At 72.9% G+C, this 18,245-nt stretch carries 11 protein-coding genes; 6 read left to right on the top strand and 5 right to left on the bottom strand.

What is annotated here, in order from left to right:
* The first annotated feature begins 13 nt into the window (after window positions 1-13).
* The gene (locus ACFZBU_RS30760; RefSeq protein WP_391586957.1) at window positions 14-1,918 is read left to right on the top strand and encodes a propionyl-CoA synthetase; all 1,905 of its coding nucleotides are present in this window, start codon (window positions 14-16) and stop codon (window positions 1,916-1,918) included.
* Between the two features lie 81 nt (window positions 1,919-1,999).
* Here ACFZBU_RS30760 and ACFZBU_RS30765 read toward each other — a convergent pair whose 3' ends face one another.
* The gene (locus tag ACFZBU_RS30765) at window positions 2,000-3,001 is read right to left on the bottom strand and encodes a glutamate ABC transporter substrate-binding protein (RefSeq protein ID WP_391586958.1); all 1,002 of its coding nucleotides are present in this window, start codon (window positions 2,999-3,001) and stop codon (window positions 2,000-2,002) included.
* Between the two features lie 191 nt (window positions 3,002-3,192).
* On the opposite strand from ACFZBU_RS30765, the gene ACFZBU_RS30770 reads away from it, so the two are divergent.
* Entirely contained in the window at window positions 3,193-3,675 is a 483-nt protein-coding gene (locus tag ACFZBU_RS30770; protein WP_391586959.1) for a hypothetical protein, read from the top strand.
* A 162-nt stretch (window positions 3,676-3,837) separates the two neighbouring features.
* Complete coding sequence (locus ACFZBU_RS30775) at window positions 3,838-4,758, top strand: TIGR04222 domain-containing membrane protein (protein ID WP_391586960.1); 921 nt, start codon at window positions 3,838-3,840, stop codon at window positions 4,756-4,758.
* A gap of 220 nt (window positions 4,759-4,978) precedes the next feature.
* Here ACFZBU_RS30775 and ACFZBU_RS30780 read toward each other — a convergent pair whose 3' ends face one another.
* The gene (locus ACFZBU_RS30780) at window positions 4,979-7,306 is read right to left on the bottom strand and encodes a serine/threonine-protein kinase (protein ID WP_391586961.1); all 2,328 of its coding nucleotides are present in this window, start codon (window positions 7,304-7,306) and stop codon (window positions 4,979-4,981) included.
* Between the two features lie 321 nt (window positions 7,307-7,627).
* Between ACFZBU_RS30780 and pucL the strand changes: the two genes are divergently transcribed.
* Window positions 7,628-8,518, top strand: a complete 891-nt coding sequence (gene pucL, locus ACFZBU_RS30785; RefSeq protein WP_391586962.1) for a factor-independent urate hydroxylase — start codon at window positions 7,628-7,630, stop codon at window positions 8,516-8,518.
* Window positions 8,519-8,739: 221 nt separating this feature from the next.
* On the opposite strand, the gene ACFZBU_RS30790 is transcribed toward pucL, so the two are convergent.
* A complete protein-coding gene (locus ACFZBU_RS30790; protein ID WP_391586963.1) occupies window positions 8,740-9,651 on the bottom strand; it encodes a hypothetical protein in 912 nt (303 codons plus the stop codon).
* Window positions 9,652-9,915: 264 nt separating this feature from the next.
* Between ACFZBU_RS30790 and ACFZBU_RS30795 the strand changes: the two genes are divergently transcribed.
* Window positions 9,916-11,853 carry an N-6 DNA methylase gene (locus ACFZBU_RS30795; protein ID WP_391586964.1) on the top strand — a complete coding sequence of 646 codons (1,938 nt, stop codon included), beginning with the start codon at window positions 9,916-9,918 and terminating at the stop codon, window positions 11,851-11,853.
* A gap of 31 nt (window positions 11,854-11,884) precedes the next feature.
* Here ACFZBU_RS30795 and ACFZBU_RS30800 read toward each other — a convergent pair whose 3' ends face one another.
* The gene (locus ACFZBU_RS30800) at window positions 11,885-13,846 is read right to left on the bottom strand and encodes a protein kinase (protein ID WP_391586965.1); all 1,962 of its coding nucleotides are present in this window, start codon (window positions 13,844-13,846) and stop codon (window positions 11,885-11,887) included.
* 294 nt (window positions 13,847-14,140) lie between these two features.
* On the opposite strand from ACFZBU_RS30800, the gene ACFZBU_RS30805 reads away from it, so the two are divergent.
* Entirely contained in the window at window positions 14,141-15,430 is a 1,290-nt protein-coding gene (locus ACFZBU_RS30805) for a citrate synthase (RefSeq protein WP_020555562.1), read from the top strand.
* A gap of 476 nt (window positions 15,431-15,906) precedes the next feature.
* Here ACFZBU_RS30805 and ACFZBU_RS30810 read toward each other — a convergent pair whose 3' ends face one another.
* Window positions 15,907-18,231, bottom strand: a complete 2,325-nt coding sequence (locus tag ACFZBU_RS30810) for a PQQ-binding-like beta-propeller repeat protein (protein WP_391586966.1) — start codon at window positions 18,229-18,231, stop codon at window positions 15,907-15,909.
* Window positions 18,232-18,245: the final 14 nt, after the last annotated feature.

Raw genomic sequence — 18,245 nt, forward strand, 5'->3', positions numbered from 1 at the left:
GGAGGAACCGCGAATGAGCCGCGACACCGGCGGGGCGTACGAGAGGGCCCATCGGCGCAGCCTGGAGGATCCGGACGGCTTCTGGCTGGAGGCCGCCGCCGCGATCGACTGGGTGACGCCGCCCACCCGGGCACTGGACGACAGTGCCGCGCCGCTGTACCGCTGGTTCCCGGACGGCACGCTGAACACGTGTTTCAACGCGCTGGACCGCCATGTCGCGGGCGGGCGGGCCGAACAGGCCGCGATCGTGTACGACTCACCGGTGACCGGGACGCGGCGCGCCCTCAGCTACGCCGAACTGCTGAACCTGACCGCCCGGTTCGCCGGTGTGCTGCGCGGGCTCGGGGTGGGCCGGGGCGATCGGGTGGTGCTCTACCTGCCGATGGTGCCCGAGGCCGTGGTGGCGATGCTGGCCTGCGCCCGGCTCGGCGCGGTGCACTCGGTCGTCTTCGGCGGCTTCGCCGCGCACGAATTGGCGGTGCGGATCGACGACGCCCGCCCCAAGGTCGTGGTGGCCGCGTCCTGCGGGATCGAGCCGACCCGGACGATCGCCTACAAGCCGCTCGTGGACGCGGCCCTGGCCGAGGCGAGCCATCGCCCCGAACGTGTCGTGATCCTGCAACGCCCGGAGCTGGTAGCCGAGTTGTCCGAACGCGACCTGGACTGGGACACCGCGATGGCCAGGGCCGAGCCCGCCGAGTGTGTGCCGGTCGCGGCGACCGATCCGCTCTACATCCTCTACACCTCCGGCACCACCGGACCGCCCAAGGGCATCGTGCGCGACAACGGCGGGCACGCGGTCGCGCTGCGCTGGTCGATGGAGAACGTCTACGGCGTGCGGCCCGGCGAGGTGAGCTGGACCGCCTCCGACGTCGGCTGGGTGGTCGGTCACTCGTACATCGTCTACGCGCCGCTGCTCACCGGCTGCACCTCCGTGCTGTACGAGGGCAAGCCGGTCGGTACACCGGACGCGGGCGCGTTCTGGCGGGTGGCCGCGGAGCACCGGGCGACCATGTTGTTCACCGCACCCACCGCGTTCCGGGCGATCAAGAAGGAGGACCCGGACGGGAAACTGCGCGCAGGGCACGACCTCTCCGCGCTGCGCACGCTGTTCCTGGCGGGTGAACGGCTCGACCCGGAGACCTACCGCTGGGCCGGCGACCTGCTCGGCATCCCCGTGGTGGACAACTGGTGGCAGACCGAGACCGGCTGGCCGATCGTGGCCGACCCGATGGGCCTGGAGCCGCACCCGACCAAACCCGGTTCGCCGACCCTGCCGGTGCCCGGCTACGACGTGCGGATCCTGGACCCGCAGGGCAACGAGGTGCCGCCCGGCGTGGACGGTGCGGTGGTGCTCAAACTGCCCATGCCGCCCGGCACGCTGACCACGCTGTGGGGCGACGACGAGCGCTGCATCGCCTCCTATCTGAGCACCTACCCCGGCTACTACCTCAGCGGCGACGGCGGGCGCAAGGACGAGGACGGCTACGTCTACGTGATGGGCCGCACCGACGACGTGATCAACGTCGCCGGCCACCGGTTGTCCACCGGTTCGATGGAGGAGGTCCTGGCCGCTCACCCGGACGTGGCCGAGTGTGCGGTGATCGGGGTGGCCGACGAACTCAAGGGTCAGGTGCCGCGCGGCCTGGTCGTGCTCAAGGCCGGAGTGGACCGGGAACCGGCCCAGGTGGCCGCCGAGTTGGTGCTCCGGGTGCGCGAGACGATCGGTGCGGTCGCGGCGCTGCGCCGGGTGGACGTGGTCCCCGCGCTGCCCAAGACCCGGTCGGGCAAGATCCTGCGCCGCACGATGCGCGACATCGCCGACGGCAGGCGGTCCGAACCGCCCTCCACGATCGAGGATCCGGGCGTGCTGGACACCCTGCGGCCGACCCTGACCGGCGAACAACCGGACGGCTGAGGAGGCGACGGCCCGGCGAACGAGCCGGCGACCGCACGGGTGGTCGACCGGGGAACAGGGCGCGGACGGGCCGGTGATCGCTCAGCCGGCATAGCTCGCGCGCGGCGGGGGCTGCGGCCCCAACGGCCCGCCCAGCCACGTGTCGTAAAGCCGCTGCCACGAGCCGTCCCGCTTCATTCGCTCCAGCAGCCCGTTGGCGAATCGCACGAAGTCCTGGTGCGGTAGCGGGAAGGCCATCCCGTGCGGTTCGTCGCTGAACGCGGGACCGACCACCTTGGTGTCCGAGTCCTGCGCCTGAAGTCCTCGAAGCAGCGCGGAGGTGGTCGAGACCGCGTCCACCTCGCCCTGCTGCAACGCGACCAGGCAGTCCGTCCAGTTCTCCACCGCGTACGGCAACACCCCCGCCGGATCGTCGCGCAGGAACACGATCGAGGTGGTGCCACGAACCGTGCACACCCGCTTGCCGCGCAGATCCGGGAGCCCCTCCACGCCGGAGTCGGTCCGGACCAGCACCCGCTGGCCATCGGTGTAGTAGTCGCTGCTGAAGGCCACTTCGCGCCTGCGTTCGCAGGTGATGGTCATCGTGTCGATCACCACGTCCACCTCGCCGGACCGCAACACCTCGGGCCGCTGGGCCTGGGTGATCACCTTGTACCGGATGCGCGCGTCGTCGGTGTCGCCGAAGATGGCCCGGGCCAGGGCCTTGGCCATCTCGATGTCGAAGCCCTTGATCAGACCGGTGCGCCGGTCCAACTCGCCGAAGAAGCGGGTGTTCTGGTCCACGCCGACGATCAGGTGTCCGCGCCGGTGGATGGCGTCCATCGTGGACCCGGCAGGCATCCGCCCGGGAGCGGGCAGCGTGGCGGGCGGGGTGAGGCTCTCGCGCGGATCGCAGGGCGGGGCGACGGAGGGTTTGGGATAGTCCTCCGGCCTCGCCGGATGCGCACCGGAGATCAGCGGCTCGGCGCCGGGAGTTGCCGCGTCGGCGGGTACGCGGCTCGACCCGCCGGAGCAGGCGACCGGGGTCGCGGCCAGGACCACCGCGAAGGCCGTGGTCGCGATTCGGCGGGATCTCCGGTGCATGCAGCCCCCTGGGTGCCGGTGCGCGCGTCGACGAAGCGGCCGTCGCAGAGGCCACCGGCCCCTCCGACACCGCCGCTCGACGATCCGCGTCGTCGAAGTTCTCCGAGTATCGGCCGACTCCGGCTGAAATCCGGGGTGATCGGGCAAAGAATGGGGGCTTCCCTCAACCGTTTCGATCAGGACGGAAACGCGTGACGAGCATTGGCATCACGGGCCACATCAACATCTCGGCCGGCACCGTACCGCTGGTCGACCGGGCCGTTCGAGACCTGCTCGCGGTGGTCGCGCCGGACGAACTCGTCGGCTACAGCTGCCTCGCGGCCGGTGCGGACGCGATCTTCGCGCACGCCGTGCTGGACCTGGGCGGCCGGCTGGTGGCACTGCTGCCGTCGGCGGACTACCGCGAGGCCAAGGTCGCCCCGGCGTACCGAGCGAGCTTCGAGCAACTGATCGCCGCCGCCGCCGAGGTCCGGGTGATGCCCTTCAGCCGAGCCTCCGGCGACGCCTACGCCGCGGCGAACGACGCACTGTTGGCGGAGGTCGACGTGGTACTCGCCGTCTGGGACGGCCGCCCCGACCGGTCCCGCGGCGGCACCGCGGAGATGGTCGAAAAGGCCCGCTCGGCCGGCAAACGAATCCACGTCCTGTGGCCCCCGGGATCCACCCGAACCTGAACCCGGTCCCGGTCCCGGAACCGGCCCCGGACCTGTGGCCAGGGCCGGAACCGTGGGTTGCGGCCCCGGAGGCGTGCCCACAACACGTGGCGGGGCGAGGGAGTTGCCCGCGATTCCCGGCCGCGCATTCGATTGTGCGGCCCGGGCCGGTAGACCTGGATCATGGAGACCTCCCTCTTCGTCCTGCTCGCGATCCTCGCGACGATGGTGCTCGGTTTCCGGACCCGACAGGTCCTGACCGGCGGCCCGCTCGGACGCACGCGGCCGGCCGAGCCGTTCGGGGCGGAGCCGCTCGAAACCTACGAACTCGCGTTCCTGGCCGGCGGCCCGCGGCAGGTCGTGGATACCGCGATCGTGCGGTTGCATGCCCGGGACGACCTGCGCGTGTCCCGCGACGGTCGACTGACCACGACGGCATCGACCGGCACCGGTGCGATCGAGGACGCGGTACTGGCCGCGGCCCGAACCGAGGGTGGCGCCGACCTGACCGAGATACGGATCGCGGCGGCCCGGGATCCGGCGATCCGGACGCTCGCGGATCGACTCGTGGCGGCCGGGCTCGCTCGGCGCCGGCCCACACCGCTCGCCCGCCGGGCCCTGACCGCCGGATGGGTGGTGCTGGTCGCATTGGTCTGGTGCGCCGCCCTGTTCGAGCTCGGCATCGCGATCGTGGTCGGCGTGCCGGTCACCTCGGCCGCCGGTGTGGCCGTGTTCGCGCTGTCCGCAGAGGCACCGGCGCCGGCGACCCCGGCCGGCCTTCGCTGCCTGGGCCGAGCCCGCAGGGAGTGGGGCCGGCGCGACTGGGATCGGGAGGGCCCACCCGACGCGATCGGCGGAGCCGCCCTGTTTGCCCGTCGGGGGCTGCACGACTCCGGGTTGACCGGAGTCTTCCGCGGCTCCGATGCCCGGATCCGCAGACTGCGGGGTCACACTCGGCGGCGCCGACTCTCGGACGGCGGCGGGCGACGCGACTTCGATCCGAGTTCGGGATACAAACCCCGCCTGGGCCGGAGCCACATGACCGGCACCCACGACGACACGGGATCGGGCTGCGGTTCGTCATGCGCCGGCGGCAACGACTGACTCGACGACGCCGTCCGCGCCGGCGACCGAGCGCCCCCGGGTCCTGCGGGCGCGAGGCGATCGGGCCCGCGGGTCGGCCGGGGTATGTGGCTCGGGACGGGCGAGCCGCCGTCGTGCCGCCTGCTCCGGCTCGGGTGGGCGGTTGGCCCGGAGCGGGTGGCCGGTACGAGGGCGTGGGGTCGGCAGGGCCCGCCGGTTCGGTGGCGGGCCCTGGGGTGGGCTATCGGGCGTGGTTCGGGTCGGCCGGGGAGTGCTCGGGGGTGGCGGGGGAGGGTGGGGAGCCGGCGGCGTTGGCGCGTGCGCCGAGCACGGCCAGGACCAGCGAGGCCAGGCCGGCCAGGCCCGCCAATACCGAGATGCCGGGCAGGACCACGCCCATGACGACGTTCTGCGCATCCCGCCACGCGGAGTCGGTCAACCGGAACAGCCCTATCCCGACCGCGGTCACGCCCAGGAGTGCGATCACCGCGTGCCAGATCACCGGGTTGGCCGGGCGTGGGTCGGCTGCCGGTGCGGAGGCCGACGGGAACGGCGCTCCGGTCGGGAGCGGCAACGCCTGGGGCGCGGCGGCTACGGGCGGCGCGCCGGTCGGGATCGGCGGGGCCGCGGGCACCATTTCGTCCCACGTGCTCAGGCGCGGAGTCGCCTGCGGCGCAGCCCCGTGGGCGACCTTGACGGTCTCGTCACCGGTACGTCCGGGCGCGGGCGCACCGGACTCGGGGGCGACCAGGACCGTCGCGTCGTCCGTGCCGGCGGGCGCCGGTGTCTCCGAGTCCCGGGCGACCTCGACGGTCTCGTCGTCGGTGCCGCGCCGGATGGCCGGCAACCGAACCGGCGCGCCACCGTCGTAGGGCTTCTTGGCCGCGGGCTTGTCGGCCGCGGGCGCCTCGTCGTCCTTCCCGATCCGAACGGCGGGCGTCACCACGGGAGTCGTCGCGTCCGCGTCCGGGTCGACCTCGCCCCGTGCGACGACCGGCTTCGCGTCGCCGTCACCGCCCGTAGGTGCCGCCGGCTTCGCGTCGTCCGCTGTGCCGGACTTCCCGCCGGACTTCGCGGCACCCTTCTTGCCGGTGCCCACCGCGGGCGTCGCCACCGGGGTCGCGTCGTCGTCGGCCGCTGCGGGACCGGCCGCGGGCTTGCCGGCAGCCTTCTCGGCCGCCCGCGCGGCGGGTGTGCCGACCGGCTTCGCGTCGGCGGCCTCGGCCCCGGCCTCGCCTTCGGTCGCAGGCGCGACCGACTTTGCCCCGTCTTTCGCCTTGCCGGCGCCGGCCTTCGCGGCCGGCTTCCCGGCACCCTTCCCGCCCGTTCGTACGGCGGGCGTGGCCACCGGAGTCGCGTCGTCGTCGCCCTCGACGGCGGGTGCCGCCGGCTTCGCATCGCGACCCTTGCCTGCGGATGCCGCGGGTGTCACCGCCGGCTTCGCATCGTCCGCGTCTGCGCCCGCCTTCCCGGGGCCCTTCCCGCCTGCGCGCACGGCGGGCGTGGCCACGGGGGTCGCGTCGTCGTCGGCGTCCTCGTCCCCGGCCGCGGGTATCGCCGCCGGTATCGGGTCCGCATCGCCCGGCTCCGCGGTCGCCGGCGCGTCCGCCACCGGCACCTCGGCCGTCTCCTCCGACTCCTCCGCCTCGTCCCCGTCGCCGGGCTCCTCCGCGGCACCGTCGGCAGCATCCGAATCCGAATCCGAACCGACACCCGCGGACGCGGCGAGTGCGACGAGCGCGGCCACCTCCTTCGGAAGCCAATCCGCCCCCGGCTCCGCGGCGGCGAACCGGGCCACCAGGTCGGCCGCCGAAGGCCGTGCGGTGGGGCGCTTCTTCAGGCAGTCGGCGACGATCTCGCGCAGCCAGTCCGGGAGTTCCGTCAGATCCGGCATCTCGCGCACGACCTTCTGCGCGATCTCGGCGACCGTCCCCGCACCGAACGGCGCCACGCCGGCCGCATGACACAGCACCCCGCCCAGTGCGAACACGTCGATCGCCGGGCCGATGGAGCCGCCGGTGACCTGTTCCGGCGCGGGCAACCCGGGTACGTCCACGACGCCCGTCCGGGTCATCCCGGCCGAACCGAGTGCCCGAGCCAGCGCGTAGTCCGCGACCCGCGGGCCGTCCGCCGCGAGCAACACGTTCGCGGGCTTGAGGTCACGGTGCGTCAGATCGGCCTCGTGGATCGCCGCGAGTCCCTCGGCCAACCCCGCGCCGAGCGCGCGCAACGTGTGTTCCGGAAGCGGTCCGTGCGCCGCGACCGCCGCCTCCAGGGACGGGCCGGCCACATGCTCGACCACCAGCCACGGCGGTGTGCCGTCCGGGTCCGCGTCCAGGACGTGTGCGACGTGGGTACCGCCGACCTCCCGCGCGGTCGTGACGTCCTTGCGAAAACGTTCGAGGAATGTCTTGTCGGACGCCAGATCCGGTCGCACCAACTTGACCGTGACGTGGTCACCGCCGGGTGCGCGCCCGAGGAACACCGTCCCCAGGCCGCCCTGACCCAGTCGGGCCGACAGTCGGTACCGCCCGACAACCCCGGGATCGCCCGGCTTCAGCGGATCCATGACTGCCGCCCCCTCTACGTGCGTGCTGTGCCAAGGCAGGGAGCGGCCCCAGGGCATACCACCGGCCCTGTCTGTCTCGCCTCCCCGCGGACTGTGCCGCAGCCTACCCTTCGAGGCGAGGCCCCACCGAGGCCCCGGACCGGCCCGTCGCCCGCCCGCCACCTGCGCCGCGACATCCGCGGATCACCGCGACATGTCCGGATCCGCGTCTTTGACCATGCTCCGCGCGCCCGGCAGGATCCGCCGGAGAGGGCCTGGCTTCACGGCGAAAACGCGGTGACACCCGGCGACATCACCCGGCACGGCGAGGGAGCTGAACCGATGGCGATCGTTCTGGGGCCGAATCGATATGGCAAGGCCGAGGTTCGACTGGTCCGGGTCACCCGGACCACCGCGACCGAGCACGAACTGTGCGATCTCAACGTGTCCGTGTCGCTGTCCGGCGACCTCGCGGACACCCATCTGCGCGGCGACAACGCCCATGTGATCCCGACCGACACGATGCGAGCCGTGGTGTTCGCCTTCGCCCAGGACGAACCGCTGCCCGCGATCGAGGCGTTCGGGCTGCGTCTGGCCCGGCACTTCGTCGACGCGTACGACCCGATCGACACCGCGCGCGTGCGTGTCCTGGAGTATCCCTGGATCCGGATCCCCGCCGCCCACGGGCCGCATCCACACGCGTGGACCCGGGCGGCCGGCTCCCGGTACGCCGGTGTCCTGCACGGGCCGGCCGGCACCGAGATCTGCTCGGGTCTCGCGGACGTCACCGTGCTCAAGTCCACCGGGTCGGAATTCCACGGCTTCCTGACGGACCGTTACACCACGCTGGCGCCCACTTGGGACCGGGTTTTGGCCACGAACGTGCACGCGCGCTGGCGGCATCGGCGCGACGACGACGCGTCGACCGACTGGGACGCGTCGTTCGGCGCGGCCCGCGACACGTTGTTGCGGACGTTCGCCGAGACGCACAGTCTGTCCCTGCAACAGACCCTGTACGCGATGGGCGAGGCGGTGTTGACCGAGCAGGGGGACCTGGTCGAGGTGCGCCTGGAGTTGCCGAACAAGCACCATGTGCCGGTCGACTCGAGCGCGTTCGGCCGGCCCGACGCGGGCGGGGTCTACCACGCGACGGACCGGCCGTACGGTCTGATCGAAGGCACGGTCCTGCGCGACGACGCAGCGCCGGCGCTTGCCGACCTGCCGTGGCGGTGACCGGTGCAGCCCGTGAGCCCGTGAGCCGGTGAACCCGGTGGTCCCGTGGTGCGACGACGCGGCGCACGGCATGCCGCGCGCCGCGCATGCCGTACACGCCGCACATGCCGCGGGGGCGGGGCGCCCCATGGCACCCCGCCCCCGCGTCCCCCCTCATCCCCCCGGATGAAAGTCTTCGTTCGGATGAACGTTCTCGTCGCCCCTGCGGGGCCGAGCATTCGTCAGCCGAGGTTCTCGATCCCCGCGGTGCCCTTCTCGACGTCGAGGACCTCGACGGAGGAGACCTTGCGGGTGGTGTTGCTCTCGGCCCACTGCTTGGCCTCGGTGGCGAGCTTGCCGCCCTTGTCCATCCGGGCGGACTCGGCGGACAGGTTCTCGGAGAGCGAGACCTCGGCCGGCAGCGTGGTGAGCACGGTGATGTCGTAGCCGCTGTAGGTCTTGGCGATCCGGACCTTGGTGACCAGCGAGCCGTACGTCGTGGTCTTGAGCTTGGCGAGCAGGTCGGCGGCGTACTTCTGCGAGCCGGCCTTGTCGGTGTCCTTCTCCGCGCCGTTCTCGATGCCGGCGGTGCCCTTCTCCTTGTCGAGCACCGACACCGAGGAGATGTTCAGGCTCGACGAGTCCTGCGCCCAGTGCATGGCCTCGACGGCGAGCTTCTGTCCCTTGTCCATCCGGGCGTTCGCGCCCTTGATGTCCTCGGTGATGGAGACCTCGGCGGGCAGCGTCGTGTTGACGGTGATCTCGTAGCGGTCGTACTGCTTCGCGATCCGGACCTCGGACACCAGGCCGCCGTGCTTGGTGGTCTTGAGGTGGGCCAGCAGGTCCTGGGCGGCCTTGTCGGCGCCGCCCTTGCCGTCGCCCTTGTCGTCCGCCTTGGGCGATTCGCCCTTGGGTGATTCGCCCTTGGGTGCCGCGCTCGCGTCGGCCGCGCCGGTGGTCTTGGGCGACTCGACCGCGGCACTGGCCGCCTTGCCCTCTTCCTTCTTCTCGGGTCCGCAGGCGGCGAGCGAGCCGGTCAGGGCGATCGTCGCGGCCACGGCCACGGTGGTGATCAGGCCGCGGCGACGTCCCCGCACAGTCGCGGTCGAAGCGGACTGCGGCGGGACGGTCGGCCGGGGAGCGAGCGCGGACATGAGGGATTCCCTTCGGTGGCACTGCGGGTTCGACGGCACTGCGGGCTCGGAGCCCGGACAGCGCCGATCGAGTCGGTCGGCCCGAACGGCCGAGCGTGGGGGACGACAGTGCGGTGCGTAAGTTTCCGGGGTTGCCCCGTGCTGTCGGGGTCAATACAAGCAGTGCCTGTGAACGGTGTCAACAACGACTTTGCTCGCGCATTGCGTCGCTTCACTATGGTTAACTCCGGAAGGTTCACACCCCCGGCCCATGAGGAGGAGACGGTGCCCACCAGCCCCCAGGTCACCGCTGCCGAGATCGCCCGCATCGCGGGTGTCGGGCGCGCCGCCGTGAGCAACTGGCGTCGGCGCTTCGACGACTTCCCGCGGCCCGTGGGCGGCAGCGACGCGAGCCCCACCTTTGCGCTGTCCCAGGTGGAGAGTTGGTTGCGGGCACAGGGCAAGATCGCCGAGGTGGCCCCCGAGGAGCACCTGTGGCGCATGGTCGCCGCCTCGGGCGACATCCCCGAGCGGCTCGCCGACCTCGGTGACCACCTGCTGGCCGGCTCACCCGCGCCGGCCGGCCCGCACGCGGCGCTGCTGCGCGCCGCGAGCGATCTGGCCGACACCCGCGGGGCGCCCGCGGTGTTCGCCGACCTCTACGCCCGGTTCGCCGAATCGGCGGCCGGCCCCGGCGGCGTCACGCCCGCGGCCACCGTCGCACTGATCGCCGAACTTGCGGGCGTGGGGCGCGAATCCGCGACTTCGGTGCTGAACCCGGCGACCACGCACGGCGATCTGTTGCTCGGCTTCGTGCGGTCCGCCCGCACGCTGCGCGGGCAGACCGAGGCGCCGGCCCTGGCCCGACTGGTCCGGGCCCGGATCGCGCTGCACCCGGACGCGGGAGCGGACGTGGACATCGCCATCGCCGAGGGCGACGCGCTGCGCGCGGACGCGTGGCCCGGCGAGCCGTACGACACCGTCGTGGGCAACCCGCCGTTCAACGACCGCAATTGGGGCCACGACGAGCTTGCCTACGACCCGCGCTGGGAGTACGGCCTGCCGCCACGCACCGAATCCGAACTCGCGTGGGTCCAGCACGCGCTCGCCCACACGGCGGCCGGCGGCCGGGTGGTGCTGCTGATGCCGCCGGCCGTGGCGGCCCGCGGCTCGGGGCGCCGGATCCGGGCCGAACTGCTGCGCCGGGGCGCGCTGCGCGCGGTGATCGCGCTGCCCGCGGGTGCCGCGCCGCCGTTCGGGGTCGCCCTGCATCTGTGGATCCTGGAACGGCCCTCCGGCACGCTGATGCCCTCACACGTGCTGTTCGCCGCGATCGAGGACCCGGCCCGGGCGGACGAAACCGTGGCCGCCTGGCGCGAGTTCGGCACCGACCCGGGCGGCCTGGCCGAGGTGCCGGGTCGGCACCGCGCCGTGCCGCTGATCGAACTGCTCGACGACAACGTGGACCTGACCCCGGCGCACAATCTGCCCGAACGCGCCGACCTGAACGTGGCCGAACGGGTGCACGACACCCGGGAACGCCTGCTCGCCCTGCTGACCCGGCTCCCGGGGCTGGTGCCGGCCGTGCCCGCCGCCGAGCCGGGCGCGCCGACCTGGCGCTCGGTCGCACTCGCCGACCTGGCCCGCACCGGCGCGGTCACCCTGTACCGCAGCGCCTCCCGCTCCGGCCGCGGCGGCCAGGAGACGCCGACCGGACCGACCGTGCCGATGCTCACCACCACCGACCTCGCCGCCGCCGTGCCGCCGAGCGCCCGGCTGTCCGTGGCCGAGGCGGACGAGGCGCAACATCCGCGGATCCGGGCCGGCGACGTGATCGTGCCGACCCTGCTCGGCAGCGGCGAGAGCGGCTGGGCGGGCGCGGTGCGGGTGGCCGGGCCCGCCGAGCAGGACGCGGTGCTCGGGCCCAACCTGCACCTGCTGCGTCCCGATCCGGCCACCCTCGACCCGTGGTTCCTGGCCGGGTTCCTGACCGACCCGGCGCACGCCAAGCGGGCCGGATACGGATCCAGCATCGTTCGGGTCGACGTGCGCCGGATCGAGATCCCGCTGCTGCCGCCCGCCCGGCAGCGCGCGTACGGCGAGACCTTCCGGGCGCTGCGCGCCTTCGTGACCGACCTGCGCGGCGCGGCGGCGCTCGGCGAGGACCTGGGCCGGGGCCTGTTGGAGGGCCTCACCGCCGGGCTGCTCCGGCCGCCGGAGTAGGCCGGGCAGGCCGCCGCGGGTGGACGGGCTCCTAACGCCCCTCCAGGGCCCGCAGGACGGCTTGCGAGCGGGCGGCGGGCTCGGCCGAGCGGAACGGGCCGGCCGGGCTCAACGCGGCCGGCATGGCGGCCCGGTGCGGACCGGTGTAGCAGCGCACCAGGGCCTCGGCGGCGGCGCGGTGCACGTCGCCCATCGAGTACAGCTGCTCGCCCGGGACGATCCGTTGCCGCCGGGTGCCCCGCGGGTCGTCGGCCGGCCACTGGCGGTGCACCACCACCCGGGGTTCGTCCGCGGGCTCCGGCGCACTCAGCGTGGAGAACGACAGCGGGTACGGGAGCAGCGGGCCGACCAGCTCGCACAGGCCCCACAGCACCGCGTCCGGATCGGGCACGCCGTCCGCCTCGGACAGCGCGAACGTCTCCTCCGGCCGGGTGAGCACCGCCGAGACCACGTCCGTCAGCACGTCCGGATGCCGGCCGGCGCGTTGCCGCAGCCCGACCTCGCGGCGGGCCAGCTCGGCGGCCGGCACCGCCGGGTCGAGGCGGGGCAGGAGCCGGCCGGCCGGGTGGTCCGGGTCGGGCGGCTCGATCGGGGCCGCCCCCAGGGCGAGCGCGTGCCGGGGCCCGACCGGCGGGGCCGATCCGGAGTCGAGCCGGGCCGGGGCGATCAGGACCAGCGCGTGCGCGGCGGTGCGCCGGATCACGGTCGCTCGGCCGCCGAGCGTCCCGAAGCGGACCGCGGAGCGACGCGGCCCGTAGTACCCGGCGCCCAACGCGGGCCCGACCAGCGGAGCCAGCACGGCGTGCCAGCGACGCAGGGCCGGTTCGGACAGCGACGAGGCGGACACGGTCGCCGCGCCCGTGTCGCTCACCGCGTAGTGGATCCGGTCGAGCATCGGCGCGCGAGCGTACGGGTCCTCGGTGTAGCGCTTGGTCGGGGCCGGCGCGGGCCGGTCCACGGTGGGTTCGGCGGACCGTCGGGGTGCGGGTCGGGTCGGGCGCGGGCGTTCGGCGGAGGGGGCCCGCACGGGTTCCGGCTCGGGCGCCGGACGGGCGGAGCCGCCGGCCGGTTCGTCGGCGGGTCCGCGCGACCAACGCCCGAGCCGCCGCTCCTGCTCGTGGAGCAGGTCGAGCACGGGGCGCGGCAGCCACGTGGCCGCCTCGTGCGGTCGCCGGCGGTTGCCCAGCAGGTCGGCGAAGTCGGCGAGCACCCGGTCCGGCGTCGGCCGTCGATCGGCGCGGCGGCGCAGGCACGACTCGACCAGCGGCAGCAGCGCGTCCGGCAGCCCGGTCAGGTCCGGATCGCGGGTGCGTACGGCGTTCATCACCCGCATCGCGCTGCCCTCGTACGGTGCGTGACCGGTGCCCGCGAACAGCAGCGTGGCGCCCATCGCGTACACGTCCGAGCGCACGGTGCCGGACTCGCCCTCGATCTGTTCGGGGGCCATGTACGCGATCGTGCCGACCAGGTTGACGGTGTCCTGGTCCTCGGCCAGCGCGAGCCCGAAGTCGATCACCTTGGGTCCGTCCAGGGTGACCAGGATGTTGCCCGGCGCCAGGTCGCGGTGCACCAGGCCGGCGCCGTGGATCGCGCCGAGTGCCTCGGCCACGCCGGCGGCCAGCCAGCGCACCGCGTCCGGCGGCAGCGGGCCGCACTCGTCGACCACCTCGCGCAGCGACGGCGCGGGCACGTACGCGGTGGCCAGCCACGGCCGGGCCGCCTCCGGGTCGGCGGCCACCACCGCGGCCGTGAACACCCCGCTGACCAGTCGGGCCGCGTGCACCTCGCGGGCGAAGCGGCGGCGGAAGTCCGGGTCGTGGTCCAGCTCGGCCAGGATGGTCTTGATCGCGACCAGGCGGCCGGCGGGGGACAGGCCGAGGAAGACCCGGGCCATGCCGCCCCGACCGAGCCGGGAGAGCACCCGGTAGGGGCCGATCCGGCGCGGATCGTACGCGTCCAGCGGGGCCGGGCCCCGCCTCCTGACATCGGTCACGCAACGTCCCCCCGAACCACCGGATCGTGTGCCCTCATCATGGCGCCGCATGGGTGACACTCGTAGCGGGAAGCCCAAACGCGTGCACCGTTGCGACGATGACTCTGGGCACCACGACCCGCCACCCTGGGTCAGGTGACGCGGCTCACGGTTTGTCGTTCGTGTGGGAGGTGGCTGCGAGGTCGCCTCGCGCGCCTGCTATTCGTACTGATGCACACATGTCACAAAGACCGGAACCGCACGGACACGATCCGGGTGGCTGCCGGAGCCTGAGCCGAGAAGTAGGGGACCCCCATGAGCGAGGACTCGGTAGTACTGCGCCACCAAGGAAACGAGCACACCCTTCCGCTGGTCGAGGGCACCATCGGCGACACCGCCGTGGACATCTCGACACTTCGCGCCAAGACGGGGCTGGTGACCTACGACGGAGGGTTCGTCAACACCGCCGCGTGTAAATCGGCGATCACCTTCATCGACGGCGAGGAGGGCATCCTCCGCTACCGCGGTTACCCGATCGAGCAGATCGCCGAGCAGGGTACGTTCCTGGAGACGGCATACCTGCTGATCTACGGCGAACTGCCGTCCGCGAGCGCGCTGGACAACTTCCGCGACGAGATCACCCAGCACACCCTGCTGCACGAGGACGTCAAGCGGTTCTACGACGGCTTCCCGCGCGATGCGCACCCGATGGCGATGTTGTCGTCCGTGGTGTCCGCGCTGTCCACGTTCTACCAGGACAGCCACAACCCGTTCGACGAGGAGCAGGTCCGGCTCTCGGCGATAAGGCTGTTGGCGAAGCTGCCGACGATCGCGGCCTACGCGTTCAAGAAGTCGGTCGGCCAGCCGATGCTCTACCCGGACAACTCGCTCGGCTACGTCGAGAACTTCCTGCGGATGACCTTCGCGGTCCCGGCCGAGTCCTACAAGGCCGACCCGGTCGTGGTGGACGCGCTCGACAAGCTGCTGATCCTGCACGGCGACCACGAGCAGAACTGCTCGACCTCGACGGTGCGACTGGTCGGCTCCAGCCAGGCGAACATGTTCGCGTCCATCTCGGCCGGCATCAACGCGCTGTGGGGTCCGCTGCACGGCGGCGCCAACCAGCAGGTGCTGGAGATGCTGGAGCAGATCAAGAACGACGGTGGCGACATCGACTCGTTCGTGAACAAGGTGAAGAACAAGGAAGACGGCGTGCGCCTGATGGGCTTCGGCCACCGGGTGTACAAGAGCCGCGACCCGCGCGCGACGATCATCAAGAAGGCCGCCGACGACGTCCTGTCCCGGATGGGCAAGAAGGACGAACTGCTCGACCTCGCGATGCAGTTGGAAGAGCGCGCCCTCGCCGACGACTACTTCGTCGAGCGCAAGCTCTACCCGAACGTGGACTTCTACACCGGCCTCATCTACCGGGCGATGGGTTTCCCCACCGAGATGTTCACGGTGCTGTTCGCGATCGGTCGGCTGCCGGGCTGGATTGCCCACTGGCAGGAGATGATCGCCGACCCGAAGGCGAAGATCGGCCGCCCGCGCCAGGTGTACACCGGCGTCGCGCTGCGCGACTACACCCCCATCGGTGCCCGCTGACCGCAGGGAACACCCGGAAACGATCTTGGAGTCGAGGGTCTCGGACCGTGGTTCGAGGTATTCGGCTCCGAGATCGTTTTGTTTTTTTCCGGGCCGAACTCCCGTGCGGCGGGCGGGCTCGCGGTACTCGGGCGATGCGTGCGCTCGCGGATCGGATCGCGGAACGGGTGCCGCGGCAGGTGTCCGGGCGGGCGGCGGCGGTGCTGCGGGGCGCGAGGTACGGACGGCCGGTCGTACCGGCAGGGCGAGGCGGAACGAGTCGCCGGGCCGGCCCCGAGTGTGCGGGCCGGCCCGGCGCGGTGGTGCGGGCGTGCCGCAATCGTGCCGGAGTCGCTCGTGGGCGGTGCAGCGCACCCGATCGACTCCGGCGCGGGAGACTGTACGACGACTCCCGATCGATCGGTAGTTTTGTTACCTTAACGTGATCGACGACGCGGATCCGCCCCCAGGGGGAGTCGACCGAACCCGCGTCGTGATCAGCCGGTGGGCGTCGCCACCGAGGGGCCCTTTCCGGTGGCCGCGTCGAGCACGTACAGATGCCGATCGGCGCTGCCCACGAAGAGCAGCCCGTCGGCCACGACCGGCGAGGTCACCCGGCCGCCGGTGGTGAAGCGCCAGCGGGGTTCGCCGCCCAGGCCCACCGCTATCACCGAGCCGTTGCTGCTGCCCGCGTACACGATGTCGTCGGCGACCACCGGCGAGGTGACCCACCCTTCGGCGCCGAACCGCCACACGCAGCGCGTGGTGTTGACGTCGACCGCGTACAGCCCGCCGTCGCCGCTGCCGAAGAAGGACAGGTTGCCGGCCGTGGCGGGCTGGGCGACCGGGCCGCCCGCGCCGAACCACCCGCGCATCGCGCCGTCGGTGGCGTTGAGCAGGTACAGGTACTGGTCGGTGCTGCCGACGTGCACGATGCCGTTCGCCACGGTCGGCGAGGACACCCAGCCGCCCGTGGCGAAGCGCCACCGACACCAGCCGGTCGCGGCGTCCAGCGCGTACACGCAGCGGTCGCTGGAGCCGAAGTAGACCGTGCCGTCCACGACGGTGGGCGAGGTGGCCCAGCCGCCGGTGGGGAAGCGCCAGCGACATCGCCCGGTGGCCGCGTCCACGGCGTACAGCGCGTTGTCGCTGGAGCCGAAGTACACGGTGCCGTCGGCGACCACGGGGGCGGCCACCACTTCGCCGCCGGTGGGGAAGCTCCAGCGCCACTGACGCGAGGTCAGCTCCAGGGCGTAGACATGGTTGTCCTGGCTGCTGAGGTACATCAGCTCGCCGTCCACGGCGGGCGGGTGCGACCAGCCCGACGAGTCGAACCGCCACTCGCGGGTGGCCAGATGCAGGGTGTGCAGCCCGTTGTCGTTGCTGTGCACGTGGACGCGGGCGGTTCGACCGGAACCCGCGCGCACCGGCGGAGTGAGGATCTCCCCGGTCGCGGTGAACCGCCACACCGGCGAGGTCTCCAGACCGCCGGTGGGGGTGCGCGGCGGAGTGGGGTGCTGGCGCGGCACGTCGGGCCCGCTCTCCGGCCACGTGACCGGAGAGTTGGGTATCGGCGCCGGCGGCCTGGCCACCCGTTCGGTCGGCAGCGCCGGCGACGGGGACGACGTGGACACCTGTCGCCCGACCGGTCGCGGGCCGCCCGGCTGCCCGGTCACCGGCGTGTTCGTCGGTGGCGCCGGCGGCCGGGGCGGGGGCTTGCGGGTCGGGTTGGTCGGCGGGCGCTGCGGCGGTGGCGGCGCGGACCGGTGCGGCTCGGGGCGCGGTGCCGGGCGCGGCTCCTCGCGCACCTGGTTCGGCAGCTTGCCCATGTTGTTCGGGTCCGGGCGCACGTTCTCCGGCACCTCGGGACGCTCCGGCTCGACCACTTCGCGCACGGGCGGAGTGCGCGGGCCCATGGTCGGCCGGTACTGGCTCTCGAACCGCTGCACCATCGCCGACGCGTTGTCCGGCAGTTGGCTGTCCGCATCGCTGTCGTCCAGGAGCGGCGCGAGCTGGTTGAGCAACTGGGTCGGGCTCGGCCGGTGTTCCGCGGCGCGCTGCATGCACAGGTTGACCAGACCGGTCAGCTCCGGCGGCAGCCCGTCCAGGTCGGGGGAGCCGGTGACCAGGCGCAACAGCGCCTCGGCGGGCTTGCGGTCGGGGTAGGGCGAATGCCCGGTCGCGGCGTACACCAGCGTCGCGCCGAGCGAGAACATGTCGCTCGCGGGAGTGATGTCGCGGACGCCCTGGGCCTGTTCCGGCGACATGTAGGCCGGTGTCCCGACCGCGACGCCGGTCATGGTGAGCGAGCCGAAGTCGGCGGCGCGCGAGATGCCGAAGTCGATCACCTTGGGCCCGTCACTGGCCACCAGGACGTTGGACGGCTTCAGGTCGCGGTGCACCAGCCCGGCGGCGTGCACGGACTCCAGCGCCTCGGCGATGCCCGCGGCCATCCAGCGCACCGCGCGCGGCGGCAGCGGGCCGCATGCGCGGACCAGGGATTCGAGCGAGGGCGCGGGCACGTACGCGGTGGCCAGCCAGGGCACCGCGGCGTCCGGATCGGCGTTGACCACGGCGGCGGTGAACACGCCGCTGACCCGGCGGGCCGCGGCCACCTCCTGCGCGAAGCGCGCGCGGAAGCCCGGGTCGCCACCCAACTCGGAACGGATCGTCTTGATCGCGACGAGTCGCCCGAAGGGCGAACGCCCCAGATAGATGCGGCCCATGCCACCGGCACCGAGTCGGCCGAGCACCACATAGGGACCGATCCGTTCCGGATCCCCCTTGGCCGGTGGCTCACCCGGCCATCCGTGTTCCGTCACAATCCCCCCGAAGT

It is taken from the genome of Embleya sp. NPDC008237 (genome assembly GCF_042956465.1).
In the GTDB taxonomy this organism is placed as follows: domain Bacteria; phylum Actinomycetota; class Actinomycetes; order Streptomycetales; family Streptomycetaceae; genus Embleya.

Excerpts from the sequence above, each read along its gene's own strand:
- ACFZBU_RS30790 (WP_391586963.1), bottom strand. The coding sequence starts at position 9,651 with ATGTCCGCGCTCGCTCCCCGGCCGACCGTCCCGCCGCAGTCCGCTTCG.
- pucL (WP_391586962.1), top strand. The coding sequence starts at position 7,628 with ATGGCGATCGTTCTGGGGCCGAATCGATATGGCAAGGCCGAGGTTCGA.
- ACFZBU_RS30780 (WP_391586961.1), bottom strand. The coding sequence starts at position 7,306 with ATGGATCCGCTGAAGCCGGGCGATCCCGGGGTTGTCGGGCGGTACCGA.
- ACFZBU_RS30760 (WP_391586957.1), top strand. The coding sequence starts at position 14 with ATGAGCCGCGACACCGGCGGGGCGTACGAGAGGGCCCATCGGCGCAGC.
- ACFZBU_RS30765 (WP_391586958.1), bottom strand. The coding sequence starts at position 3,001 with ATGCACCGGAGATCCCGCCGAATCGCGACCACGGCCTTCGCGGTGGTC.
- ACFZBU_RS30775 (WP_391586960.1), top strand. The coding sequence starts at position 3,838 with ATGGAGACCTCCCTCTTCGTCCTGCTCGCGATCCTCGCGACGATGGTG.
- ACFZBU_RS30805 (WP_020555562.1), top strand. The coding sequence starts at position 14,141 with ATGAGCGAGGACTCGGTAGTACTGCGCCACCAAGGAAACGAGCACACC.